The 25170-nt window shown below is 72.6% G+C and carries 19 protein-coding genes; 15 read left to right on the top strand and 4 right to left on the bottom strand.

Annotated features, from left to right (window positions below; translation table 11 throughout):
• Positions 1–114 precede the first annotated feature (114 nt).
• The 6 genes from ACZ7KF_RS19560 to ACZ7KF_RS19535 all read left to right on the top strand — a co-directional run bounded on the left by ACZ7KF_RS19560 (position 115) and on the right by ACZ7KF_RS19535 (position 6262).
• Positions 115–519: a hypothetical protein gene (locus tag ACZ7KF_RS19560; RefSeq protein WP_471076102.1), complete on the top strand. Its 405-nt coding sequence runs from the start codon at positions 115–117 to the stop codon at positions 517–519.
• A gap of 344 nt (positions 520–863) precedes the next feature.
• Positions 864–1439 carry a GNAT family N-acetyltransferase gene (locus tag ACZ7KF_RS19555; RefSeq protein WP_471076099.1) on the top strand — a complete coding sequence of 192 codons (576 nt, stop codon included), beginning with the start codon at positions 864–866 and terminating at the stop codon, positions 1437–1439.
• Between the two features lie 35 nt (positions 1440–1474).
• Positions 1475–2161, top strand: a complete 687-nt coding sequence (locus tag ACZ7KF_RS19550; protein ID WP_471076096.1) for a hypothetical protein — start codon at positions 1475–1477, stop codon at positions 2159–2161.
• A gap of 195 nt (positions 2162–2356) precedes the next feature.
• Entirely contained in the window at positions 2357–2548 is a 192-nt protein-coding gene (locus ACZ7KF_RS19545) for a hypothetical protein (RefSeq protein WP_471076093.1), read from the top strand.
• A 299-nt stretch (positions 2549–2847) separates the two neighbouring features.
• A complete protein-coding gene (locus tag ACZ7KF_RS19540) occupies positions 2848–5916 on the top strand; it encodes a helix-turn-helix transcriptional regulator (RefSeq protein WP_471076090.1) in 3069 nt (1022 codons plus the stop codon).
• A gap of 37 nt (positions 5917–5953) precedes the next feature.
• Positions 5954–6262: a DUF6191 domain-containing protein gene (locus tag ACZ7KF_RS19535; protein ID WP_471076087.1), complete on the top strand. Its 309-nt coding sequence runs from the start codon at positions 5954–5956 to the stop codon at positions 6260–6262.
• A 71-nt stretch (positions 6263–6333) separates the two neighbouring features.
• On the opposite strand, the gene ACZ7KF_RS19530 is transcribed toward ACZ7KF_RS19535, so the two are convergent.
• On the bottom strand, positions 6334–7491 hold the full coding sequence (locus ACZ7KF_RS19530; protein WP_471076084.1) for a PQQ-dependent sugar dehydrogenase: 1158 nt from the start codon (positions 7489–7491) through the stop codon (positions 6334–6336).
• A gap of 98 nt (positions 7492–7589) precedes the next feature.
• Positions 7590–8588: an aldo/keto reductase gene (locus ACZ7KF_RS19525; protein WP_471076081.1), complete on the bottom strand. Its 999-nt coding sequence runs from the start codon at positions 8586–8588 to the stop codon at positions 7590–7592.
• A gap of 75 nt (positions 8589–8663) precedes the next feature.
• Here ACZ7KF_RS19525 and ACZ7KF_RS19520 point away from each other — a divergent pair, with 75 nt between their 5' ends.
• The 6 genes from ACZ7KF_RS19520 (at position 8664) to serA (ending at position 18608) form a co-directional block, all read left to right on the top strand.
• Positions 8664–9641 carry a 2-hydroxyacid dehydrogenase gene (locus tag ACZ7KF_RS19520; RefSeq protein ID WP_471076078.1) on the top strand — a complete coding sequence of 326 codons (978 nt, stop codon included), beginning with the start codon at positions 8664–8666 and terminating at the stop codon, positions 9639–9641.
• Positions 9642–10026: 385 nt separating this feature from the next.
• Positions 10027–13035, top strand: a complete 3009-nt coding sequence (locus ACZ7KF_RS19515) for a putative bifunctional diguanylate cyclase/phosphodiesterase (RefSeq protein ID WP_471076075.1) — start codon at positions 10027–10029, stop codon at positions 13033–13035.
• Between the two features lie 243 nt (positions 13036–13278).
• Complete coding sequence (locus tag ACZ7KF_RS19510; RefSeq protein WP_471076072.1) at positions 13279–15129, top strand: acetolactate synthase large subunit; 1851 nt, start codon at positions 13279–13281, stop codon at positions 15127–15129.
• A 22-nt stretch (positions 15130–15151) separates the two neighbouring features.
• On the top strand, positions 15152–15676 hold the full coding sequence (gene ilvN / locus ACZ7KF_RS19505; RefSeq protein WP_471076069.1) for an acetolactate synthase small subunit: 525 nt from the start codon (positions 15152–15154) through the stop codon (positions 15674–15676).
• A gap of 117 nt (positions 15677–15793) precedes the next feature.
• The gene (gene ilvC, locus ACZ7KF_RS19500; RefSeq protein WP_471076067.1) at positions 15794–16792 is read left to right on the top strand and encodes a ketol-acid reductoisomerase; all 999 of its coding nucleotides are present in this window, start codon (positions 15794–15796) and stop codon (positions 16790–16792) included.
• A gap of 226 nt (positions 16793–17018) precedes the next feature.
• A complete protein-coding gene (gene serA, locus ACZ7KF_RS19495) occupies positions 17019–18608 on the top strand; it encodes a phosphoglycerate dehydrogenase (protein ID WP_471076064.1) in 1590 nt (529 codons plus the stop codon).
• 60 nt (positions 18609–18668) lie between these two features.
• On the opposite strand, the gene ACZ7KF_RS19490 is transcribed toward serA, so the two are convergent.
• Positions 18669–20276, bottom strand: coding sequence for an MFS transporter (locus ACZ7KF_RS19490; RefSeq protein ID WP_471076061.1), 1608 nt, complete (start codon positions 20274–20276; stop codon positions 18669–18671).
• A gap of 96 nt (positions 20277–20372) precedes the next feature.
• Between ACZ7KF_RS19490 and ACZ7KF_RS19485 the strand changes: the two genes are divergently transcribed.
• Positions 20373–20957, top strand: a complete 585-nt coding sequence (locus tag ACZ7KF_RS19485; protein WP_471076059.1) for a TetR/AcrR family transcriptional regulator — start codon at positions 20373–20375, stop codon at positions 20955–20957.
• An 83-nt stretch (positions 20958–21040) separates the two neighbouring features.
• Positions 21041–22672: an FAD-dependent monooxygenase gene (locus ACZ7KF_RS19480; protein ID WP_471076056.1), complete on the top strand. Its 1632-nt coding sequence runs from the start codon at positions 21041–21043 to the stop codon at positions 22670–22672.
• A 93-nt stretch (positions 22673–22765) separates the two neighbouring features.
• Here ACZ7KF_RS19480 and ACZ7KF_RS19475 read toward each other — a convergent pair whose 3' ends face one another.
• On the bottom strand, positions 22766–24046 hold the full coding sequence (locus ACZ7KF_RS19475) for a PucR family transcriptional regulator (RefSeq protein WP_471076053.1): 1281 nt from the start codon (positions 24044–24046) through the stop codon (positions 22766–22768).
• A gap of 161 nt (positions 24047–24207) precedes the next feature.
• On the opposite strand from ACZ7KF_RS19475, the gene ACZ7KF_RS19470 reads away from it, so the two are divergent.
• Positions 24208–25134, top strand: coding sequence for a proline dehydrogenase family protein (locus ACZ7KF_RS19470; RefSeq protein WP_471076051.1), 927 nt, complete (start codon positions 24208–24210; stop codon positions 25132–25134).
• Positions 25135–25170 lie beyond the last annotated feature (36 nt).

The following is a 25170-nucleotide window of genomic DNA, read 5'->3' as shown; positions in this document are numbered from 1 at the left end:
GAGGCATGCCCTCCGGGGCCGTACGCCTGCCTGGTGCCCGGTGCCCGGTGCCCGAAGCCGAAGGCACCGCCCCGCGCCGGGACTTCCCGGCCGGAGGAGGTACGCTCGCGCGCCATGAGTGGACGCACCGATTCCGACACCGGCCCCGCGATAACCGAGGCCACCGAGATCCGCGAGGCCGCCCGGGACCGCGAGGACATCCAGGACCGCGAGGGCATCCAGGGCAGCAGCGCGGACGACGGCGAGGGTGCGGAAGACGGCGAGGAGTACGTCGGGGACGCCCGGCGGGCCCGTTGGACCGCGGCCGGCACCGGAGCGCTGCTCTGCCTCGCGGGGCTCGCCGCCTCCCTGATGCGGCTCACCGGCTCCGCGCCCGCCCGCGTCCCCGCCGCCTACGCCCTCGGGGCCGCGGTCTGCGCCCTGGCGGCGGTGCTCGGCGTCCAGGGCCGTACCCGCAGGGCCCTGTGGCTGCTGATCGTGGGGACGATGGTGATGGCGCTCGGAGACCAGTTCGACTGAACTGTCCGCGGGGGTGACAGAGTTCGCCGCACTGTCCCGTGACCTCCCTCTGACTCCAGTGACCAAGGCCCGGAACACGGCAAACGATCACTTATGCCTGCGAGAGTGTCCTGCGATCGCTTACGCGGTCTTCGGGGGCTGTCCCTTTCGCGGTGCTCGCCCTGCCCACCCTCTCCCCCCCCGCCTGGGCACGACCCGCTCGCCGAGGGCTTCGGAGGACGTGCAGGCGGGCGGAGCCACCGCCGCGTTCGGCATCGCGCTCGCCGCCGCCGCCGTCCTCGACGCCTTCGTCCTGCGTACGCTCCTGGTTACGGTGGACGAACTGCGAAAGGAAGAGCGGCACGATGTACGTGACATCGCTCGGTGACGACGGCGCCGAACTGCGCCCCCTGGAGGTCTGGCACGCCGGGGAACTGCTCGCCAACGTGGACCGGGGGCGGGAGTTCATCGGCCGGCACATCGGTATGCCGGACGTGGTGTCCGATCTCGGCGGTGCCCATGCCTGGCTGAAGTCGTACGCCGACAAGCGTGCCGCCGACGCCGGCAGCCTGCACGGGCTCTGGCTGGACGGAAAGCTCGTCGGCGGGCTGCTGTTCCGTGTCTGGGACACCCCGAGCGGAGTGTGCGAGGCCGGCTGCTGGCTGGAGCCGGCGGCGGCCGGGCGGGGGCTGGTCACCCGCGGCCTGAACGTGCTGCTGGACTGGGCCTTCGAGGAGCGCGGCATGCACCGGGTGGAGTGGCACGCGTCCTCGGCCAACGAGCCCAGCATCAACGTGGCCCGGCGGCTCGGCATGACCCGCGAGGGCGTGCTGCGGGAGAACTACCCGCACCGGGGAGTGCGCACCAGCACCGAGGTCTGGGCGGTGCTCGCCCCCGAGTGGCGTGCGGCACGCGCGCGTGACGCGCACGACGATCATTAAGAGACCTCTCAGACAGCGTCCGTACGGTGCCGGGCATGGCAACGAAGACAGCGGAAGGCGCCGAGGCCGGCACCGTGACCGGCACCGAGGCGCGCAAGGACGACGAGACGGCGGCGGCCCGCACCGCCGAGAAGGGGCAGGCCCCTGAGACCGCGCAGGCTCGGGAGCGGGACATCGAGGAGCCGTCCGCGGGTCCGGCGGGGGCCGAGGACGCCGCCGGGAACCGGGACGGCGAGGAACCCCGGCCGGGCCGGGAAGCCGAGGCGGGCGAGGAAGCCGAGGCGGGGGAGGAGTCCGGCGTGGTGGCGGACGCCGGTGAGAAGGCACCCGCCGGGGCCGGCCAGGGCGCCGGTGCCGTCGTCTCCGCGGCGCTGGGCCTCGTCTCGCTCAGCGGCGGCTGGATCGGCACCGTCGCCTCCGCCCGCGAGCAGCTCGTCGGCCAGCTGCGGACCTCGTCGTCCGCGAGCGTCGCCCAGCAGATCAAGGAGGTCTACGGCGACGCCTGGCACACCACCGCCCTGTGGGCCGGCCTGTTCGCGCTGGCCGCGCTGATCACCGGAGTGGTCGTGCTGGCCCGGCCGGCGTTCGGCGCCCCCGGCCGCCCGCAGGCCGGCTGGATCAGGTCGGTCGCCTGGGCGGGCGTCTCGCTCGGTGTCGTCGGACTGATCCTGGCCGTCCTGAAGTACTCCGACGCCTTGCTCGCACTGCCCTCAGCAGGCTGAGAAATCGCAGGTCAGAGGGGCCTTAGGTGCACCGTGAGCACCTTACGGACCGTCTAAGGCCCCTTATGCGCGCGTGCGGCCCGCCCGCCGCCCGAAGATGCGGAACTCTCCCGATGTGGCGGACCCCCCTGGGAGACGAAGGTGGAGTCATCGCGAACAGCGAGGCACGACACCGACTCTTCCGAAGGACCTGCCATGAACGAGCTCGAACTGCACCAGATCCGCTCCGCCGAGCTGCGCCGTGCGGCTCAGCGCGAGCGCCTGGCCCGCGAGGCCGTCCGCTCCCGCCGCGCCGCCCGCCGCGCGGAGTCCGCCGGCCACGGCGCCCCGGCCGCCGAGTCGCATACCGACCGCCCCCGCCGGCTCCGGCTGCCGCACACCGCGTGACCACGCCGGCGGAGAGCGGCCGCACGGGGGTCGGCCGCTCGAAGCTCCAGGGTCGTACGGCTCCCCAGCGGAGTCGTACGACCCTTTCCCCTGCGGGGCCGGCTCTCCCCGTAGTCGCTCCTGCGGCTGCTCCCGAGGCGGCTCCCGCGGCTCTCCCGGCGCCGTCCCCGGGGCCCCCTCCCGCGCCTCCTCGTGCGCCCTTCCCGGCGTCGTCGGCTCAGCCGAACACCCACATGAGCGGTACGACAATCGCACAGGGGCTGTGGAAAACCGGTGCCCGGTCGTCTCGGCCCCGTGCGATGCTCGGGCCCGTGGAGACCAGGTCCGTCAGTCCCGTTTTCGTCGGCCGTACCGACGAGTTGGACACGCTGAACGACGCGCTCGCCCGTGCCGCCGCGGCCGAGCCGCAGGCGCTGCTGCTCGGCGGCGAGGCGGGCGTGGGCAAGACCCGCCTGGTGGAGGAGTTCGCCGCGGCCGCGGCCGGCCGTGCCGCCGTGGTCGCCGTCGGCGGCTGCGTGGAGATCGGCGCCGACGGGCTGCCGTTCGCCCCCTTCTCCACCGCGCTGCGCGCCCTGCGCGACGCCCTGCCCGAGGAGTTCGCCGACGCGGCGGCCGGCCAGGAGGAGGAACTGGCCCGGCTGTTGCCCGACCTCGGCGAGGCCGCCGCCGGCCGCCACGACGAACAGGGCATGGCCCGCCTGTTCGAACTCACCGCCCGGCTGCTGGAACGGGTCGCCGCCGACCACACCGTCGTACTCGTCCTGGAGGACCTGCACTGGGCCGACGCCTCCACCCGCCACCTGCTCGCCTACCTCCTGCGCACCCTGCGCGCCGGCCGCCTCCTCGTCCTGGCCACCTACCGCTCCGACGACATCCACCGACGCCACCCCCTGCGCCCCCTGCTCGCCGAACTGGACCGGCTGCGCACCGTCCACCGCATCGAACTCGCCCGTTTCACCCACGAGGAGGCCGGCCGTCAGATCGCCGGCATCCTCGCCGCCGAACCCGACCCGGCCCAGGTCGACGAGATCTACGCACGCTCCGACGGCAACGCCTTCTTCATCGAGGAACTCGCCGTGGCCGCCTGCGAGGGCAACTGCACCGGCCTCACCGACTCCCTGCGCGACGTGCTCCTGGTCCGGGTCGAGGCGCTGCCCGAGAGCGCCCAGCGGGTCGCCCGGATCGTCGCCGAGGGCGGCTCCACGGTGGAGTACCGCCTGATCGCCGCCGTGGCCCGGCTCGCCGAGGACGACCTCATCGAGGCGCTGCGGGCCGCCGTCGGCGCCAACATCCTCGCCGTCACCCGGACCGGCGACGGTTACCGCTTCCGGCACTCCCTGGTCCGCGAGGCCGTCGCCGACGACCTGCTGCCCGGCGAACGCTCCCGGCTGAGCCGCCGCTACGCCGAGGCCCTGGAGGCCGACCCGACCCTCGTCCCGGCCGACACCCGGGTGATGCGCCTGGCCAGCTACTGGTACCACGCGCACGACGCCGCCAAGGCCCTGCCCGCAGTCCTGGCCGCCGCCGTCGTCGCCCGCCGCCGGCATGCCTACACCGAGCAACTCGGGCTGCTGGAGCGGGCGATGGAGCTGTGGGACAGCGCCCCGGAGGAGGTGCGCGCCGCCCTGCGCCCGGTCGACTACGCCGAGGTCTATCCGCCCGGACCGCCCGAAAGGCGCGGAGGCGCCGCAAGCGGCCACGACCCGGACGCCGCCCCCCTGCGCTACCTCGACCTGATGGCGGAGGCGGCGGTCGCGGGCCGTTTCGGCGGCGAACGCGAACGCGCCCTGAAGATCACCAAGCGGGCCCTGCGCCTCCTGGAGGACGAGCAGGAACCGCTGCGCGCCGCCTGGTTCTGGGTGCAGCGCTCCCGGCTGGTCCAGGCCCAGGCGCGGGGCGACGGCCGGCAGGAACTGGCCACCGCCCAGGACCTGGTGCGCGGCCTGCCGCCGTCCGAGGTGCACGCCGAGGTGCTGGCGGTCGCCGCCAACTGGTCCATGCAGCACCGGCCCGGCCCCGAGGCCCTCGCCGCCGCCGAACGGGCCGTGGAGTACGCCCGGATGGTGGGCGCCCGGGAAACCGAATTGCACGCCCTGCTCACCCTGGGCGGCCTGACGGTGGAGTCCAGCGACCCGGAGACCGGCCTCGCACAGATGCGGCAGGTCCTGCGGGAGACCCGGGCGGAGGGCATGCACCCGGTCGCGGGCCGCGCCTATGTGAACCTGCCGTCCGCGCTGCGGAGCGTCGGCCGGGACCGGGAGGCGGTCCCGCTGCTCCGTGAGGGCATCGAGTTCTGCCGCCGGTACGGGCTGCTGGACTCCGGCGCCTGGGCGTGGGGCACCCTGTCCGACGCGCTCTACTCGCTCGGCCAGTGGGAGGAGGCCGCCGAGGCCGCCGCGCACGCGACGCGGGGCGGGCACAGTGCCAAGCCCCGGGGCACGGGCGCCCTGCGCCTGGCCGACCTCGCCCTGGACCGCGGTGATCTCGCCGAGGCCGGCCGGCAACTGGCCGCCGCCCGCGCCTGGTACGGCACCCACGACCCCAGGCCCCAGCAGTCGCTGCCGCTGGCCCGCATCGCCCTCGGCATCGCCGCCGCGCAGGGCAGGACCGGCGACGTCCGCGCGGCACTGCTCCCGGTCCTGGAGGCCGGTTTCCCGGCCGGCACCCACCGCCACGGCTGGCCGCTGCTGCTGGTCGCCGCCACCGCCGAGGCCGACGCCCGCACCCTGCACGCCGCCCGGCCCGGCCGCGCCGAGACCCTCGACCGGATAGCGGCGGCCGTACGGACCCTCACCACCGACGTCCCGCTCTGGGGGGCCTACGGCCAGTGGACCCGGGCCGAGCTGCTCCGCGCGAAGGGCCGGGACACCGCCGACACCTGGTCCGCGGTGGTCGGCACCTTCGAATGCCTGGACCGCCCCTACGACCTGGCCAGGGTCCGGTACCGCCTCGCGGGTGCGCTGCTGGCCGAGGGCGGCGACGACCAGCGCGACCGCGCGGTGGAGCTGCTCCGGCTGGCCGCGGCGGTCGCCGCCCATCTGGACGCCCGCCCCCTCGCCGACGCCGTCGCCCGGCTCGCCCAGCGCGCCCGCCTGGCCCTCGCCCGGGCCACGGGACCGGACCCGGCCGACCCGGCCGCGGCACTCGGCCTGACCAACCGGGAGCGGGACGTCCTCGGCCTGGTCGCGGCCGGCCGCACCAACCGGCAGATAGCCGAGGAGCTGTTCATCTCGCCGAAGACGGCGAGCGTCCACGTCTCCAACATCCTGAGCAAGCTGGGAGTCTCGGGACGAGGGGAGGCCGCGGCGGTGGCACACCGGCTGGGGCTCTTCGCGGCGGGGACGCTCACTGCCGAAACGCCGGGCTGAGACCTACTCTGGAGTAAACCGGCAGGGAGGGGGAGCCGTGTTCAACGTCTTCGAGGATCTGTTCGCGCCCGGCCGCAAGCACACCCGGGACGAGCAGAACCGGCTTGAACTGACCCGTGAGGACGTCGGCGACAACGACCCGGGCCGCGGTCCCATCGACCTCGCGTCCGGAAAGGCGGTGATACGCCTGCCCGAACGGGCACCCACCGAGCCCCCACCCGCCGAACGGGCCCCCTCCGAACCTCCGCCCGCCGAACGGGCCCCCGCCGAACCCCCGCCCGCAGCACCGCCGACCGCCGAGGCGGAACAGGGCGAGGCGCGGAGAACGGAGCCGGACGAGGACTGAGGGAAGGAGCCGGAGGGGCACGACGGGGGAGCCGGACCGGGCCGTGAGGGAGGGAGCCTCGGCCGGCGCGGCTAGCTGACCCGCGCCTCCAGCACCCGGTCGTCCCCCTTCTTCGGCCTGCCCCGGCCGTCCGTGTTGCTCGTCACCAGCCAGACCCGGTCGCCGCCCGCCGCGACGACCGTGCGCAGGCGGCCGTAGGTGCCCTTGAGGAACGCCTGCGGGGCCGCCGCGGCCGACGTGCCGTTCAGCGGGACGCGCCACAGCCGCTCGCCCTTGAGACCCGCCATCCAGATCACGCCGTCCACCCAGGCGATGCCGCTGGGGGAGGCGTCGTCGGTGTGCCACTGGGCCACGGGATCGTGGAAGCCCGCACCGGAGGACCGTCCCTCCGCCTCCGGCCAGCCGTAGTTGTCCCCGGGCTTGATCGCGTTCAGCTCGTCCCAGGTGTCCTGCCCGAACTCCGCGGCGAACAGCCGCTGCCGGTCGTCCCAGGCCAGGCCCTGGACGTTCCGGTGGCCGTACGAGTACACGGGGGAGCCGGGGAACGGGTTGCCCGGCGCCGGTTCGCCCTCCGGGGTCAGCCGCAGGATCTTGCCGCCCAGCGACTTCCTGTCCTGCGCCAGGTTCCGCTGCCCGCTCTCGCCGGTGCCCGCGTACAGCATGCCGTCCGGGCCGAACGCGATCCGTCCGCCGTTGTGGATGAAGCCCTTGGGGATGCCCTTGAACACCGTGTCCGGAGCGCCCAGTTGCTCGCCGGACGGCTTCCGCTCGTCGTACAGCATGCGGACGATACGGTTGTCCGAGGCCGAGGTGAAGTACGCGTAGACCATGTGGTCCGAGGCGTAGTCGGGGGAGACGGCGAGGCCCAGCAGACCGCCCTCGCCGGCCGGCGAGACACCGGAGACCGTGCCCAGCTCGGTGCGGCGGCCGGTCTTCTCGTCGATCCTGCTGATCGTGCCCTCGTCCCGGGAGGACACCAGCAGACCGCCGCCGGGCAGCGCGGCCAGCCCCCACGGCGTCTTCAGACCCTCGGCCACCGTGCGCAGCACCGTCACCGAGCCCTTCGCCGGAGCGGCCGACGCGGTGCCGGTCGGGGTGGCGGTGGCGCCGGATGTCGTGGCGCCCGGCGGCCCGCCCGGGAGGTGGCCGCCTCCGGAGGAGCAGCCGGCCGTCAGCAGCAGGGCGGTCACGGCCAGTACGGCCGGTACGGCTCGATGTCGCACGATCACGGTTCCTCCGAGGCAGCGGTCCGACGGCACCCTCTCCCTGTGATACTCCGCCGGAGCCCCGAGGGTTCCCGGCGCGGGGCGAGCGATGGCTTCGAAGGTCAGTCCCACGACCCCAGGGCCTCCGGCAGCCGGGACACCTCCGCCAGGTCCTGCGCGGTCAGCCGCAGCCCGGCGGCCGCCGCGTTCTCGGCGGCCCAGCGCTCCCGCTTGGTGCCCGGCAGCGCGATCACATGGCGGCCCTGCGCCAGCACCCAGGCCAGGGCCACCTGGGCCGGCGTGACCTCCTCGCCGTGCCGGCGGGCGATGCGCCGCAGACCGGCGACGATCGGCTGGTTGGCCGCCATCATCTCGGCGGTGAACCGGGGATGCCGGGCACGCACGTCGTCCGGCTCGAAGCCCTCGCCCGGCGTCAGCGTGCCGCTCAGGAAGCCGTTGCCCAGCGGCATCGCCGCCAGGAAGCCCACACCGCGCGCCTCGCACCACGGCAGCAGTGCCTGGAGCGCCTCCGGCGACCACACCGACAGCTCCGCCTGCACCGCGCTCACCGGGAACACCTGCTGCACCCGCTGCAACTGGCGCAGTGTCGTGTCGTGCAGCCCGGTGCCCGAGCGGCGCCCGCCGCGCGCCCCGACCGCGCACAGGCCCAGCGCCCGTACCTTCCCGGCCCGCACCAGGTCCGCCATCGCGCCCCACGTCTCCTCGACGGGCACCTCGGGGTCGGCGCGGTGCAGCTGGTACAGGTCGATCACGTCGGTCTGCAGCCGGCGCAGCGAGGCGTCGCAGGCCCGCCGCACATAGCCGGGGCGGCCGTTGGCCACGATGTGCTGCTCGCCCACCAGCAGCCCCACCTTCGTGGACACGAAGGCGTCCTCGCGCCGCTCCTTGAGCACCCGGCCCAGCAGCAGCTCGTTGGTGAACGGGCCGTACATGTCGGCGGTGTCCAGAAGGTCGGAGCCCAGGTCCAGCGCCCGGTGCACGGTTCTGAGCGACTCGTCGCCCCGCTGCCGCGAGCCGCTGTACGCCCAGCTCATCGGCATGCATCCGAGTCCGACGGCCCCCACCGCGAGTCCCCCCGCGCCGATCGTCCTGCGCTCCACCTGCTCGTGAACCTCCCTCTGCCCGGCCCCCAACCTAACCTCTGCACGCGCGCGTGCCTGACATAGCCTCCTTGCATGACTGGAGACGTGTGGCTTCCCATTCCGCCCGAGGAGATCGAAGGGTTGCCCACGGGGCCCCGGTACCTGTTCTGGGACGGGGGAGAGGACGGCGCGCAGCCCTTCCCCGGCGACCCGGCGCGGTGCGCGGTGTACGTGGTGCCGTACATGAAGCGGCTGTCGGTCAGGACGGGTCCGCTGGAGCACCTGACGAACGTCCGGGTCATCCAGACGCTCACCGCCGGCGTCGACGACATCACCGCACAGTTGCCGGCGATCGCGCCCGGAGTACGGCTGTGCAACGCGCGCGGGGTGCACGAGACGAGCACGGCCGAGCTGGCGCTCACCCTGACGCTGGCCGCGCTGCGGGGCATCCCCGACTTCGTCCGCGCCCAGCGACAGGAGCGCTGGGCGGCCGGATTCCACCCCTCCCTCGCCGACAAGAACGTCCTGATCGTCGGTTACGGATCCATCGGTGCCGCCATCGAGGACCGGCTCGAGCCGTTCGAGGTCGCGCGGGTGGCGCGCATCGCGCGCTCCCGGCGCACCACGGCGCGCGGTCCAGTGCACCCGATCACCGACGTGCTCTCACTGCTCCCCGACGCGGACGTCGTGATCCTGTGCACGCCGCTCACGGAGGACACCCAGGGACTCGTCGACGCCGGTTTCCTGGCGCGGATGAAGGACGGCGCGCTGCTCGTGAACGTCGCGCGCGGACCCGTCGTCGACACCAAGGCGCTCCTCGCCGAGCTGGAGCGAGGACGGATCACCGCCGCCCTGGACGTGACCGACCCGGAGCCGCTGCCCCCGGGGCACCCCCTGTGGCAGGCGCCCGGTGTACTGATCAGCCCCCATGTCGGCGGCCCCTCCTCGGCCTTCCTGCCGCGTGCCAAGCGGCTGCTCGTCGACCAGCTGACCCGTTTCGTGAACCGGGAGCCCCTGCGAAACGTGATCCTTACGACCGGATCCGAAACGGCGGGAGCAAAGGGGCGGTAGGCGGCTTCCGGCACCCTCCGCAATCTTTCGGACGCGCTTCGTGCTGGCATATCCGCTGGTCGTCACGGAGCGTAGAGACGCTATGTCCCTGAGTGACGATCCTGGTGTATCGTCCCGACAGGGGCAGCGCCGCTGACCGATCGGCGCCGGGGATGGACATTTCAGATTTGTGAGGGGGGCGACGGGCGATGCACGGCCTATGGACGAACGATCCGACGCGGCGGAGCCGCCGACGGCGACCCTGGCGCTCGGCGGCACGCGGACGCGGCCACCACTCCGGCCATCACAGTCACCACCGGCCCGGGCACAGCGGCCGTCGCAGGCATGCGCATCCAGCGCACCGGGACCGTCGGGACCCGGGGGCGGCACTCACCGGGAGGCCCCGGTGAGTGCGCCGCCCTCTGTGACGACCACCCTCGACGGAGCGGTGCGCGCACCGCACCCGCACGAGGCGCCGCCGCCCCGCCGGCCGCTCGCCTGCGAGCGCACCCGGCTGATGGAGCAGCTCGTCATCGCCCTGGTCTGCGCGGCCTACGCCGTCGGAGCCGCGTTCGACTGGGGCACGGACGAAGTCGCGCTCTTCATGGGCGACTTCGGACTGAGCGCGGCGGCGGGCACCGCCGCCGTCTCCTGCTTCCTGTACGCCCGCACCCGGCGCGTGCGCTTCCGGTCGGCCTGGCTGCTGTTCGCCCTCTCCTCGGCCATGGCGGCCCTGGGCAACGCGATCTGGGGCTGGTACGAGGTCGTGCTGGGCCGGACCGTGCCCAGCCCGAGCTACGCCGACCTGTTCTTCCTGTGTTTCGCGCCGCCCGCCATCGTGGGCCTGCTCGTGCTCGCCAAACGTCCGGTGACGAGGGCGGGCTGGATCTGTCTGGGCCTGGACGCCTGGCTGATCGGCGGCTCGCTGCTCACCCTCTCGTGGAGCCTCGCGCTCGCCCAGGCGGCCCGGTTCGACGGGTCGAGCGTGGCGCACGCCGCGCTGTCGCTGGCGTACCCGCTGCTCGACATCGCGCTCGTCAGCATGGTCCTCGCGCTGCACTTCCGCCGCGCGCCGGGCAATCGTACGGCGGTGAACACCGCGATCGGCGCGCTCGCGCTGACCGTGATGTGCGACGCCCTGTTCACCTCGCCGCTGCTGCACAGCAGTTACCGCTCCGGGCAGCTGCTGGACGCGGGCTGGTTCGCCGGATCGCTGCTGCTCGCCTACGCACCCTGGGCCGCGCCCCGGCGCCGGAGCGCGCGGGAGCCCCGCGCGGTCGACGGGCACACGCGCGTGGTGCACGAGCATGTGCCGGGCCAGCGGAGCGCGGGTCACCACCTTCCCCTGCCCGCGCCGGGGAGCGAGCACGGCCGGTATCCGGCCGGCCGGCCGCTCAGCGGCTCCCTCGCCGCTCTCACCCCGTACCTCGCCGCAGCCGTGTGCATCCTGTACAACGTCCTCAACGGCCGCAGGCCCGACCACGTCGTGCTGATCACCGCCGGCGCCGTGGTGCTGGCGCTCGTCATCCGGCAGGGCATCATGCTGCTGGACAACATCACCCTCACCCAGGAACTGGCCCAGAAGGAGAACCACTTCCGTTCCCTGGTGCAGGGCTCCAGCGACGTGATCATGATCGCCGCGCCGAACGGCATCCTCCGGTACGTCTCCCCGGCCGCCGCGGGGGTGTACGGCCGGGCCGCCGAGGAACTGGTGGGCACCGAGCTGGCCGGTCTGATCCATCCGGAGGACCTGGGCTGTGTGGTGCACGAGGTGCGCCGCTTCCTCGCCGTCAGCCCGCTCGAAGAGCCCACCACACGCATCGAGTGCCGGTTCCGCTCCGGCGACGGCGGCTGGCTCAACGTCGAGTCGACCGTCAACCGCCACCACGGCGGGCTGATCTTCAACAGCCGGGACGTGACCGAAAGGGTGCGCCTCCAGGCACAGCTCCAGCACAACGCCGAGCACGATCCGCTGACCGACCTGCCCAACCGCGCGCTGTTCACCAAGCGCGTGCAGCAGGCCCTGTCCGGCCGCCGGGCCACCGACCGGGGCGCCGCCCTGCGCGGTACGGCGGTGCTCTTCATCGACCTGGACGGCTTCAAGGCCGTCAACGACACGATCGGCCACCAGGCGGGCGACGAGCTGCTCGTCCAGGCCGCCCGCAGGCTCCAGGACGCGGTCCGGCACGGCGACACGGCGTCCCGGCTGGGCGGCGACGAGTTCGCGGCCCTGATCGTCGGGGACGGTACGCGGGACCGTGCCGCCCGGGAGCGGAACATCCTGGAGCTGGCCGACCGTCTCCGGGCGACCCTCTCCCAGCCGTACGCCATCGACGGCAACGATGTCCGGGTCAACGCCTCCATCGGCGTGGCCTTCGCCGAACCGGGTCTCGGCGCGGGCGAGCTGCTGCGCAACGCCGACCTGGCGATGTACCGCGCGAAGTCGGCCGGGAAGGGCCGGGTGGAGCTGTACAAGCCGCAGATGCAGCAGGACGTCGTGCGCAAGGCGGAGCTGGCCACGCGCCTGCGGGCCGCGCTGCACGACGGCGAGTTCGCTCTGCTGCACCAGCCCGTGGTGTGTCTGCAGAACGGCCGGATCACGGCCGTCTCCGCGCAGGCGCGCTGGCGCTCCTCGCAGGGGGTGCTGTTCACGCCGGCGGAGTTCCTCAGGGTGGCCGAGGACGGCGACAAGACCGCCGAGCTGGACCGCTGGATACTGCAGGAGGCCGTGGAGCAGGCGGCCGAGCGGGCCGCGACCGGACTCGCCGTGCCGGTGACGGTGCGGATGAGTGCCCGGCGGCTGCTGGACCGCTCCTCGCCCCTCGCCTCGGTGGAGGCGCTGCTGACCCGGCACGGGCTGCCGCCCGGCGGGCTGATCGTCGAGCTGACCGACGCCGACCCGGGGGTCTGCCTGGAGGAGCTGGAGCGGCGGCTGACCGCGCTGAGCCGGCTCGGGGTGCGGATCGCGCTGGACGGCTTCGGCGGCGGCTACGCCGCCATCACGGCCCTGCGGCGGCTGCCCGTGGACATCCTCAAGCTCGACCGCAGCCTGGTCGAGGGCGTGGTGGAGTCCGCGCGGCTGCACAAGATCACCAGCGGTCTGCTGCGGATCGCCGGCGATCTCGGGCTCCAGTCGGTCGCCGAGGGCGTGGATCTGCCCGAACAGGTGCTCGCGCTGCGGGCGATGGGGTGCACCCACGGACAGGGCATGGCGTTCACCGGCCCGCTGGACGAGTACCGGCTGCGCCGGGCGCTCGGATCCGGCCAGTACCCGATTCCGCATGCCGCGGCCGAACCGGTGTTCGCGGGCAGTGCGAGAGAACCGCAGGGGGTGTACACAGGGGGTGTTCCCGCTGTCTTCGGAGGCGGCAGTGCCCTGCGTTCACATTCTGAGACTCCCGTCCCACCTACTTGACACGTGGTGCGTGCCGGGGAGAGGGTCAGTTCCATGCGCACCCGAATTCTCGTACTTGGACAGCGCGTCGGCTGAGCTGGGACCCACCGGAGGACGATCCGGAATGCCCAGCGACCACACCGGCGCGCTCCCCTCGCTTGCCTTGCGGCACGAGGGGTTTTTTGTTGCACGAGTGCCTTTCGTGCAGCGTGTGAAATCCGCCCGAACCTCGCAAAAACCCTCAGCATCGAGAAGAGAATGCCGATGACCGAGCAGGCCACCGGGGCCCACCATCCGCAGCCGCGGCCCCGTTCCGGAGGACAGCAGTCCGCCCCCATCGAGCACGTGACGGGCGCGCAGTCCCTCATCCGCTCCCTCGAGGAGGTCGGCGCGGACACGGTGTTCGGCATTCCCGGCGGGGCGATCCTCCCCGCGTACGACCCGCTGATGGACTCCACCCGGGTGCGGCACGTGCTGGTCCGCCACGAGCAGGGCGCCGGCCACGCGGCCACCGGCTACGCCCAGGCCACCGGCAAGGTCGGGGTCTGCATGGCCACCTCCGGACCGGGCGCCACCAACCTGGTCACGCCGATCGCGGACGCGCACATGGACTCCGTGCCGATGGTCGCGATCACCGGCCAGGTCGCCTCCTCCTCGATCGGCACGGACGCCTTCCAGGAGGCGGACATCGTCGGCATCACCATGCCGATCACCAAGCACAACTTCCTGGTCACCAAGGCCGAGGACATCCCGCGGACGATCGCGCAGGCGTTCCACATCGCCTCCACCGGCCGCCCGGGCCCGGTCCTGGTCGACATCTCCAAGGACGCGCTCCAGGCCAGGACCACCTTCTCGTGGCCGCCGGTGATGGACCTGCCGGGCTACCGTCCGGTCACCAAGCCGCACGCCAAGCAGATCCGCGAGGCCGCCAAGCTGATCACCGCCGCCCGGCGGCCCGTCCTGTACGTCGGCGGCGGCGTCCTCAAGGCCCAGGCCACGGCCGAGCTGAAGGTCCTCGCCGAGCTGACCGGCGCCCCGGTCACCACCACCCTGATGGCGCTCGGCGCGTTCCCCGACAGCCACCCCCTGCACGTCGGCATGCCCGGGATGCACGGCAGCGTCGCCGCGGTCACCGCGCTGCAGAAGGCCGACCTGATCGTGGCCCTCGGTGCCCGCTTCGACGACCGCGTCACCGGCAAGCTGGACAGCTTCGCCCCCTACGCCAAGATCGTCCACGCGGACATCGACCCGGCCGAGATCGGCAAGAACCGCGCCGCGGACGTGCCGATCGTCGGCGACGCCCGCGAGGTCATCGCGGACCTGGTCCAGGCCGTGCAGAAGGAGTACAGCGAGGGCCACAAGGGCGACTACACCGCCTGGTGGAGCGACCTGAGCCGGTGGCGCGAGACCTACCCGCTCGGTTACGACCTGCCGGACGACGGCTCGCTCTCCCCGCAGCAGGTCATCGAGCGGATCGGGCAACTCGCCCCCGCGGACACGATCTTCGCGGCGGGCGTCGGCCAGCACCAGATGTGGGCCGCGCACTTCATCCAGTACGACAGGCCCGCCACCTGGCTGAACTCCGGCGGCGCCGGCACGATGGGCTACGCGGTCCCGGCCGCGATGGGCGCCAAGGCCGGCCGGCCGGACCACCCGGTCTGGGCGATCGACGGCGACGGCTGCTTCCAGATGACCAATCAGGAACTGACCACCTGCGCCCTGAACAACATCCCGATCAAGGTCGCCATCATCAACAACGGCGCCCTGGGGATGGTCCGCCAGTGGCAGACCCTGTTCTACAACCAGCGCTACTCCAACACCGTGCTGCACAGCGGCCCCGAGGACATCAACCCTCAGGCCAAGGGCACGCGCGTGCCGGACTTCGTGAAGCTGTCCGAGGCGATGGGCTGCGTGGGCCTGCGCTGCGAGCGCCCGGAGGACCTGGACAAGGTCATCGCGGAGGCCAACTCCATCAACGACCGCCCGGTCGTCGTCGACTTCATCGTCCACGAGGACGCGATGGTCTGGCCGATGGTCGCCGCCGGCACCTCCAACGACGAGATCATGGCCGCCCGGGACGTCCGCCCCGACTTCGGCGACAACGAAGACGACTGAGCGAGAGAGACGTAAAAAGACCATGTCCAAGCACACGCTCTCGGTTCTGGTGGAGAACACCCCGGGCATCCTGGCCCGGATCGCGGCCCTCTTCTCCCGCCGCGGCTTCAACATCGACTCGCTCGCGGTCGGCGTCACCGAACACCCCGACATCTCCCGCATCACCATCGTGGTGGGCGTCGAGGACCTGCCGCTGGAGCAGGTCACCAAGCAGCTCAACAAGCTCGTCAACGTGCTGAAGATCGTGGAGCTGGAACCCGGCCAGGCGGTTCAGCGCGAACTCGTTCTGGTGAAGGTGCGCGCCGACAACGAGACCCGCTCCCAGATCGTGGAGATCGTCCAGCTGTTCCGCGCCAAGACGGTCGACGTCTCCCCGGAGGCCGTGACCATCGAGGCCACCGGCTCCAGCGAGAAGCTGTCCGCCATGCTCAAGATGCTGGAGCCGTTCGGCATCAAGGAGCTGGTCCAGTCCGGCACGATCGCGATCGGCCGTGGCGCCCGTTCGATCACGGACCGCTCGCTGCGCGCGCTCGACCGGACGGCGTAAGACTGAGACGGGCGGCCGACGACCGACGGCCGCCCGTATGCCGAGACCCCCGAACTTCCTTCCCGCCCGCCGTCATACGGTGGGACGCACCACCTGCACACAAGGAGAGAACCCAAAGTGGCCGAGCTGTTCTACGACGCCGACGCCGACCTGTCCATCATCCAGGGCCGCAAGGTCGCGGTCATCGGCTACGGCAGCCAGGGCCACGCCCACGCCCTGTCGCTGCGTGACTCCGGTGTGGACGTGCGTGTCGGTCTGCACGAGGGCTCGAAGTCCAAGGCCAAGGCCGAGGAGCAGGGCCTGCGCGTGGTGACGCCGGCCGAGGCCGCAGCCGAGGCCGACGTCATCATGATCCTCGTCCCGGACCCGATCCAGGCCCAGGTCTACGAGGAGTCCATCGCCCCCCACCTGAAGGACGGCGACGCGCTGTTCTTCGGACACGGCTTCAACATCCGCTTCGGCTTCATCAAGCCCCCGGCCGGCGTCGACGTCGCCATGGTCGCCCCGAAGGGCCCGGGCCACCTGGTCCGCCGCCAGTACGAGGAGGGCCGCGGCGTTCCGTGCATCGCCGCCGTCGAGCAGGACGCCTCCGGCAACGCCTTCGCGCTGGCCCTGTCCTACGCCAAGGGCATCGGCGGCACCCGCGCCGGCGTCATCAAGACGACCTTCACCGAGGAGACCGAGACCGACCTCTTCGGCGAGCAGGCCGTCCTCTGCGGTGGCACCGCGGCCCTGGTCAAGGCGGGCTTCGAGACCCTGACCGAGGCCGGCTACCAGCCGGAGATCGCGTACTTCGAGTGCCTGCACGAGCTGAAGCTGATCGTGGACCTCATGTACGAGGGCGGCCTGGAGAAGATGCGCTGGTCGGTCTCCGAGACCGCCGAGTGGGGCGACTACGTCACGGGCCCGCGGATCATCACGGACGCCACCAAGGCCGAGATGAAGAAGGTCCTCGCCGAGATCCAGGACGGCACCTTCGCCAAGAACTGGATGGACGAGTACCACGGCGGTCTGAAGAAGTACAACGAGTACAAGCAGCAGGACTCCGAGCACCTGCTGGAGACCACCGGCAAGCAGCTGCGCAAGCTGATGAGCTGGGTCGACGAGGAGGCGTAAGCCTCGGGACAGGGGCCGGGGCGGATCGCTCCGGCCCCTGTTGTCCACCTCGTCCAGCCCCGGACGGGTGATCCTTCCGCGGCGGCGTAATGCGCATCCCGCCTCGCCACTACACTGCTGCACAACACGCGTCAGGCCCACAGCGTCGTGCGTCTTCCGCGGCTAGCCCCCTCCTCCGCCTGCGGCCGTCGGGACGGCCGTCCGCATCGCACATGTGAGGACTCACGTGAGCTCGAAACCTGTCGTACTCATCGCTGAAGAGCTGTCGCCTGCCACCGTCGACGCACTCGGTCCGGACTTCGAGATCCGGCACTGCAACGGAGCGGACCGCTCCGAGCTGCTTCCGGCCATCGCCGGCGTGGACGCGATCCTGATCCGCTCGGCCACCAAGGTCGACGCCGAGGCCATCGCCGCCGCGAAGAAGCTCAAGGTCGTCGCGCGGGCCGGTGTCGGCCTGGACAACGTCGACGTCTCCGCCGCCACCAAGGCCGGCGTGATGGTGGTCAACGCCCCCACCTCCAACATCGTGACCGCCGCCGAGCTCGCCTGCGGTCTCCTGCTGTCGACCGCCCGCAACATTCCGCAGGCCAACGCCGCGCTGAAGAACGGCGAGTGGAAGCGCAGCAAGTACACGGGCGTCGAGTTGGCCGAGAAGACGCTGGGCGTCGTCGGCCTCGGCCGCATCGGCGCCCTCGTGGCGCAGCGCATGTCCGCCTTCGGCATGAAGGTCGTCGCCTACGACCCCTACGTGCAGCCCGCGCGGGCCGCGCAGATGGGCGTCAAGGTGCTGTCGTTGGACGAGCTGCTGGAGGTCTCCGACTTCATCACCGTCCACCTGCCCAAGACCCCCGAGACGCTCGGCCTCATCGGTGACGAGGCGCTGCGCAAGGTCAAGCCGAGCGTGCGCGTGGTCAACGCCGCGCGCGGCGGCATCGTGGACGAGGCGGCGCTGTACGCGGCGCTGAAGGAGGGCCGGGTCGCCGGCGCCGGCCTCGACGTGTACGCCAAGGAGCCCTGCACCGACTCCCCGCTCTTCGAGCTGGACCAGGTCGTCTGCACCCCGCACCTGGGCGCGTCCACGGACGAGGCGCAGGAGAAGGCCGGTATCGCCGTCGCCCGGTCGGTCCGCCTCGCCCTCGCCGGTGAGCTGGTGCCGGACGCGGTCAACGTCCAGGGCGGTGTCATCGCCGAGGACGTCAAGCCGGGTCTGCCGCTCGCCGAGCGCCTCGGCCGGATCTTCACCGCGCTCGCCGGCGAGGTCGCGGTCCGCCTGGACGTCGAGGTCTACGGCGAGATCACCCAGCACGACGTGAAGGTGCTGGAGCTGTCCGCGCTCAAGGGTGTCTTCGAGGACGTCGTCGACGAGACCGTGTCCTACGTCAACGCCCCGCTGTTCGCGCAGGAGCGCGGTGTCGAGGTGCGCCTGACCACCAGCTCGGAGTCGGCCGACCACCGCAATGTGGTGACCGTGCGCGGCACGCTGGGCACCGGCGAGGAGGTGTCGGTCTCCGGCACGCTGGCCGGCCCGAAGAACGTGCAGAAGATCGTCGCGGTCGGTGACTACGACGTCGACCTGGCGCTCGCCGACCACATGGTCGTGCTGCGCTACGAGGACCGTCCGGGTGTCGTCGGCACCGTCGGCCGCATCCTCGGCGAGGCGGGCATCAACATCGCCGGCATGCAGGTCGCCCGCGCGACGGTGGGCGGCGAGGCGCTGGCCGTGCTCACGGTCGACGACACGGTGACGGCCGGTGTGCTGGCCGAGGTCGCCTCCGAGATCGGAGCGACGTCGGCTCGGTCGGTGAACCTGGTCTGAGCAAGCCGAAAACGCCGGACGGGCTGAGGTCTCTCAGCCCGTCCGGCGTTTTCTCGTGCGCTACTTCATTCCGACCCCGACCCCGACCCCGACCCCGACCCCGATCTCGGTCCCGGCCTCGGCCTCGGCCGTGATCTCGCCCTCGGCCGCGACCTCGGTCTTCCGCAGTGTCACCGCGGCCCCCACCGCCGCCAGCGCCAGCAGCAGCGCCCCGGCCAGCGCGGCGCCCCGCATTCCGCTGGTGAACGCCTCCCGGGCCGTGGCGAGGAGGGTGTCGCCGGCCCGGCCGGGCAGCCGGGCGGCCGTCGCGAGGGCGCCGCCCAGGGTCTCGCGGGCCTGGTCCGGGGCGGTGGCGGGCATCTCGTGGCGGTAGAGCGCCGTGCCGATGGAGCCCAGGACGGCCATGCCGAGCGCGCCGCCGAACTCGGCGCCGGTCTCCAGCAGGGAGGAGGCCGTGCCCGCGCGTTCCACCGCCGCGCCGCTCATGGCGAGGTCGGTCAGCTGGGACATGATCGCGACCATTCCGCAGGCGAGGACACCGGCTCCGACCAGCACCAGCCACAGCGAGTCGGTGCCGATGAGGGTGAGCAGCGCACAACCGGCCGCCATGGCCAGGAACCCTCCGGCGACGACGTAGCCCCGGTCGGTGCCCCGCTGGACGAGCTGTGCGGTGACCGGAGCGGCGACCCCGATGAACACCGAGGGCAGCAGGCTCCACAGGGCCGCCTCCAGCGGGCTCTTGCCGAGGACCGACTGCAGGTACTGCGTGGTGAAGACGGCCGAGCCCATCATGCCGAGGCTGCCGACGAGGTTGAGGACCAGCGCCGGGGTGAAGCCGTGGCCCTTCAGCAGGGCCGGCGGGATCAGCGGGGAGCCGGCGGTGCGCTGCCGGTGGACGAACAGGGCCGCGAAGAGCAGGCCGACGGTGATCGAGACGATGTACTGCGGGTGCGGGCCCTCGGTGGGGATCTCCTTCAGGCCGTAGATCACGGGGAGCACGGCGGCCAGCGACAGCGGGACGCTCACCCAGTCGAAGCGGCCGGGCTCGGGGTTCTTCGACTCGGGCAGCAGCACCGGGCCGAGGACGAGCAGCAGGACCATCGCGGGCAGGTTGACGAGGAAGACCGAGCCCCACCAGAAGTGCTCGACCAGGAGGCCGCTCATCACCGAGCCGAGGGCGATACCGCCGGTCATCACGCCGGACCAGAGTCCGATCGCCTTCGCCCGCTGGGCCGGGTCGGTGAACATCGTGCGCAGCAGGGCCATCGTGGACGGCATCAGGGTCGCGCCCCCGATGCCGAGGATCGCGCGGGCCGCGATCAGGGTCTCGGCGCTGTTCGCGTAGGCCGCGAGGAGCGAGGCACCGCCGAAGGCCGCGGCGCCCGCGAGAAGAAGCTTGCGGCGGCCGACGCGGTCGCCGAGCGCGCCCATCGTCATCAGCAGGCCGGCCAGGACGAAGCCGTAGATGTCGAAGATCCACAGCTGCTGGGTGCCGCTCGGCCGCAGGTCCGCGCTGATCGCGGGGGTGGCGAAGTACAGGACCGAGACGTCCATGGAGACCAGCAGCAGCGGCAGCATCAGCACGCCGAGCGCGGTCCACTCGCGGCGCCCGGCCCGGACGGGGGCGCTCTCGGCGCCGACGGAGGTGGTGCTCGTGGATGTCGTCATGCCGAGAACTGTACGAGCGTCTTAAACGCTTGTCTAGAACGTTTGTATAATCCATCTGTCTAGGACGGTTGTATGGATCGGGGGTAGGGTGACCGCATGGGACACCGTGAGGATCTGCTCGAGGGCGCCAAGCGCTGCCTGCTGGAGAAAGGCTTCCTGCGTACGACCGCGCGGGACGTCGTCAAGGAGTCGGGCACCAATCTGGCGTCGATCGGCTACCACTACGGCTCGAAGGACGCCCTGCTGGTGCAGGCGTACATCTCGCTGATCGAGAGCGTGGGCGAGAACTTCGACCCCGCGTTCGGCGGCGAGGTCACCCAGCCCCCGGGCTCGCTGGAGCGCTTCCAGGAGGTGTGGGCCGGCGTCATCCGCACCGTGCCCGAGTCACGGGCGATCTGGCTGCTCAGCTTCGAGCTGATGTTCCAGGACGAGCGGATCGCCGAGGTGCGCAAGCTGCTGGCGGAGGCGCAGCAGCAGGGCCGCTCGGGGCTCCTCGCCATGTTCACCGGACTCCCGGAGGCCGACCTCGACGAGGAACGGGTCGAGACCGAGGGCCGCCTCTACCAGACCCTCCTCAACGGCCTCATGGTCCAGTGGCTCTTCGACCCGGAGTCGGCGACCACCGCCGAACAGCTCACCGAGGGGCTGCGACGGGTGATCCAGGGCGCCGTTCGGACCTGACCCGGGGCGCGGATTGCGGTCGGCCACCGGGCGCGCGACAGTGATCCCATGGGCCGGACCGCACGTCTGGAACCCCGGACGAGATGCCCGTAGCGGACACCGGCACGCCGGTGCTGATCGTCGGCGGCGGGCCGGTCGGGCTCACCGCCCGGGCCCTGCTGGCGCGCTGGGGCGTACGGGCGCTGCTGGTCGAGAAGCACGGGGAGCTGTCCCCGTTTCCGCGCTCCCGGCTGGTCAACGTCCGCTCGATGGAGATCTACCGCCGGCTCGGACTGGCCGGCCGGATCGCCGCCCGCGCCTTCGCCCCGGAGTACGGCCGGGTCCGCTTCCGCGACACGTTGCACGCTCCCGACTTCGCCACCGCGGCGATGGTCGGGATCCGCGCGCCGGTGCCCGAGAGCCCCGTGACCGGCGTGGTCACCTCCCAGGACCGGCTGGAGCCCACCCTGCTCGACGCGGCGCCGACGCCGGCGCCGGTGCGGTTCGGCGTCGAACTCGTCGGCCTGACCGAGGAGCCGGACGGTGTCGTCGCCCGGCTCGCCGACCGCGCGAGCGGCGCCGAAACGCGGGTGCGGGCCCGTTACGTGCTCGCCGCCGACGGTGCGAACTCCACCGTCCGCGATCTGCTGGGCATCGGCACCACCGGGCCGGGAGCGCTGGGCGGCTTCACCACCGTCGTGTTCGACGCCGACCTCGACCGCTGGTGCGCCCGGCAGCCCGCCGGCGTCTACTTCACCGCGCACGGCTCCTTCCTCCCGCTCTATCCCGAGGGCGGCTGGGCCTGGTTCGGTCCCACGCCCGAGGACGCCGCGGGCGCCGACTGGTCAGGGATCGTCACGCGCGCCCTCGGCCCGGACGCCGGCGTACGGGCCGAGGTGGTGCGGGTCCAGCACTGGGTGATGAACGCGTTCGTCGCCGACCGCCTCCGCCACGGCCGGATCCTGCTGGCCGGCGACGCCGCGCACGCGGTTCCGATCTTCGGAGGGCTGGGCATGAACGCCGGGGTCGCCGATGTGCACAACCTGTGCTGGAAACTGGCCGGGGTGCTGCACGGGTGGGCGGACCCCGGCCTGCCCGCGACCTACGAGGCGGAGCGCCGGCCCGTCGCCCATGCGACGCTCCGCCAGGCGGTGGCCAACGCCCAGCTGGCGGGCCGGGTGCAGCACCGGCGCCGGGAACGGCTCCGGACCGGCGCAGCGGTCTCGGCCCCGGTCGAAGTCCCCTGGTCCGAACGGTACTTCGCACAACTCGGACTCGTGCTCGGCGTCACCTACCGCTCCTCCGCCGTCCTCCCCGGTGCCGGCCTCCCGCCCCGGCCGCCGGACGTGGACACCGGCCCGGATCGCGTCCCCACCGCCGAGCCGGGCGGGTCCGCGGGCCCGGACTACCTCCCCACCGCCGAGCCCGGCCGGCGCCTGCCGCACCTCTGGCTCGGCCCCGATCGGTCGACGCTCGACACCTGCGGCGAATGGTTCACCCTGCTCACCCCGGACCCCGCCCGCTGGGCGCCCCGTCCCGGCACCCCCTGGCCGCTGCGCGTCGAACCCCTCCCCGGGGAGCACGCCGACACCTGGGGCCTCGGCCCGCGGGGGGCACTGCTCGTCCGCCCCGACGGCCACATCGGCGCCCGCTGGACCGAGGGCCCGGCGAGCGACGCCGCGCTCTGCCACGCCCTCGGGGCGATCACCGGCTCGGCACCCGCCGGGCCGCCCTGAACCGCGGGGCGATCACCGGCTCGGCACCCCGGGCCCCGAGCCGCGGGACGGTCACCGGCCCCGGCATCCGCCGGGCCCTGAGCCGCGGGACGGTCACAGGCGTGCCCGCTTCAGTGCCATGTGCAGCAGCAGCCGGTCCTCCCCGTCGTCCAGGTCCAGGCCGGTCAGCTGCTCCACCCGGGACAGCCGGTAGTAGAGCGTCTGGCGGTGGATGCCCAGCTCGGAGGCGGTGCGGCCGGCCTGGCCCGCGCAGTCGAGATAGACCTCGGCCGTGCGGGCCAGCTCCCGGTGGGCGGGGGAGAGGAGCGGGCCGACCACGCGGTCGTGCGCGGCCTGCGGCGGCAGCGCGGTCAGCAGCCGGTACGCCCCGATCCGCGCCCACTCGGCGACCGGCCCGAACCTGGGCTCGGCCAGCGCGGCGCGCGCGGCGGCCGACGCCTCCTGCCAGACGGCGCCCAGTTCGGCGAGGCCGGTGCGGGGTTCCCCGATCCCGGCCGCGCAACCGGCGCCCCGGGCGTCCGCGGCGAAGCCGGCGGCGACCGCCGCCGCCACCCGGGCCCCGGCGCCACGCGCGGTGCCCGGCGACGCCCCACGGGCCCCTTCGGCCTCCTTCAGCAGCCGGGTGGCCGCCGCCAGCGCCGGGGTGCTCGCCTCCGTGGTCCGCAGCCGTACGAGCAGCGCGAGGCTCTGTCCGGTCGCGCCCCACGGAAGCGTGCACAGCGCCGTGGCGTGCGGGATCGTGCGGGCGGCCGGGGCGTCGTCGGGGTCGGCCGACGCCCAGGGGGCGACGCACACCAGGGTGAGGGGGCCGTCGGCACGGGTGCCCAGGGCGGCGCGCAGGTCGGCCACCGCCATGTCCTGCTGCCAGCCGCGTTCCGCGGTGAGCACCGCCCGCAGCTCCCGGCTCAGCCCCGCCCCGGCCTCCGCCTCGTCCGCGAGCAGCGCGCCGATCCGGTCCGCCACCCGCATCGCGGCGGTCAGCTGGGCGCCGGTCGGCCCCGGGTCGCCGTCCAGCAGCCAGACGTAGCCGAGGACGACGCCGCGATGGCGTACGGGGAGGCAGATCCGGCCGCGGTGGACGCCGGCCTCACGGCTGGGCGGGATGCGTACCGGTCCGGTGGCGCGGGTGATGCCGAAGCCCTCGAACCAGGACCGGACGGTCGCCGTCGAGCGCCGGGTCAGGATCGAGCGGGTGCGGACCGGGTCGAGTGCGGAGGGGTCCAGCTCGCCCTCGCTGTCGTAGGCACCGAAGGCGATCAGCTCGAAGTCCCGGTTCTCCAGGGTCGCCGGGGCGCCCAGCAGCTCCGAGATCTCGTCCACCAGTTCCTGGTAGTCCGCCTTGTATTCCGCCGCCACTCGGGCATTCTCCCCCATTTTCCGGCGTCCTTCATACATCTGTCTGAGATACCGGGCACGGATGCGTGACAGCTGTCGATGGCCGACGATCGAAGAGATCCTTAGGTTTCACGGTGGTTCTCCGTGCCGTACCCGAATCGTGGGGTTCGGCCACTTTGGTCTTGTTGTGGAGGTGCCCCGTGCTGGGTCCCGTGATTCTCGCCGCGTCGCGCAGCGACCGGATGCGACGCCTGATATCGGCGGCTCCGGTGACCAAGCAGGTCGTCGACCGCTTCATCCCCGGCGAGACCGTGGCCGACATCGTCCCGATCATCAGGGACCTCACGGCCAAGGGCCTGGAGCTGACGATGGACGTCGTCGGCGAGGACATCACCACCCCCGAGCAGGCCGCCGCCGCCCGGGACGCCTACCTGGCGCTGATCGACCACCTCAAGGAGCTTCAGCTCGGCGAGCGGGTCGAGATGTCGGTCAAGCTGTCGATGTTCGGCCAGGCCCTGGAGGGCGGCCACGAGCTGGCCCTGGCGAACGTCCGCCCGGTCGTCGAGGCCGCCGCCGCCATCGGTACGACCGTGACGCTGGACGCCGAGGACCACACCACCCTGGACTCGATGTTCGCCATCCACGAGGAGCTGCGGAAGGACTTCCCGCAGACGGGCTGCGTCATCCAGGCCTACCTCTTCCGCACCGAGGCCGACGCCCGCCGCCTGGCGGAGTCCGGCAGCCGCGTCCGCCTCGTCAAGGGCGCCTACAAGGAGCCCGCCGAGGTCGCGTACCAGCAGAAGCACGAGATCGACAAGGCGTACGTCCGTATCCTGAAGACGCTGATGGAGGGCGAGGGCTACCCGATGATCGGGTCCCACGACCCGCGCCTGATCGCCATCGCCCAGGAGCTGGCCCACAAGGCGGGCCGCAAGCTGGACGAGTACGAGTTCCAGATGCTGTACGGCATCCGCGGCGACGAGCACCTGCGACTGGCCGCCGAGGGTCACCGCATGCGCGTCTACACCGCTTACGGCACCGACTGGTACGGCTATTTCATGCGCCGTCTCGCGGAGAAGCCGGCGAACCTGCGCTTCTTCCTCCGGTCGATGGTCAGCAAGGGCTGAGCCCGAAACACCCGCTCACGTACAAGGAGTCAAGGA

It is taken from the genome of Streptomyces sp. NPDC038200 (assembly GCF_055600785.1).
Note: the sequence above shows the minus strand (reverse complement) of the source record. Positions and strands in the feature narration are given on the sequence as shown.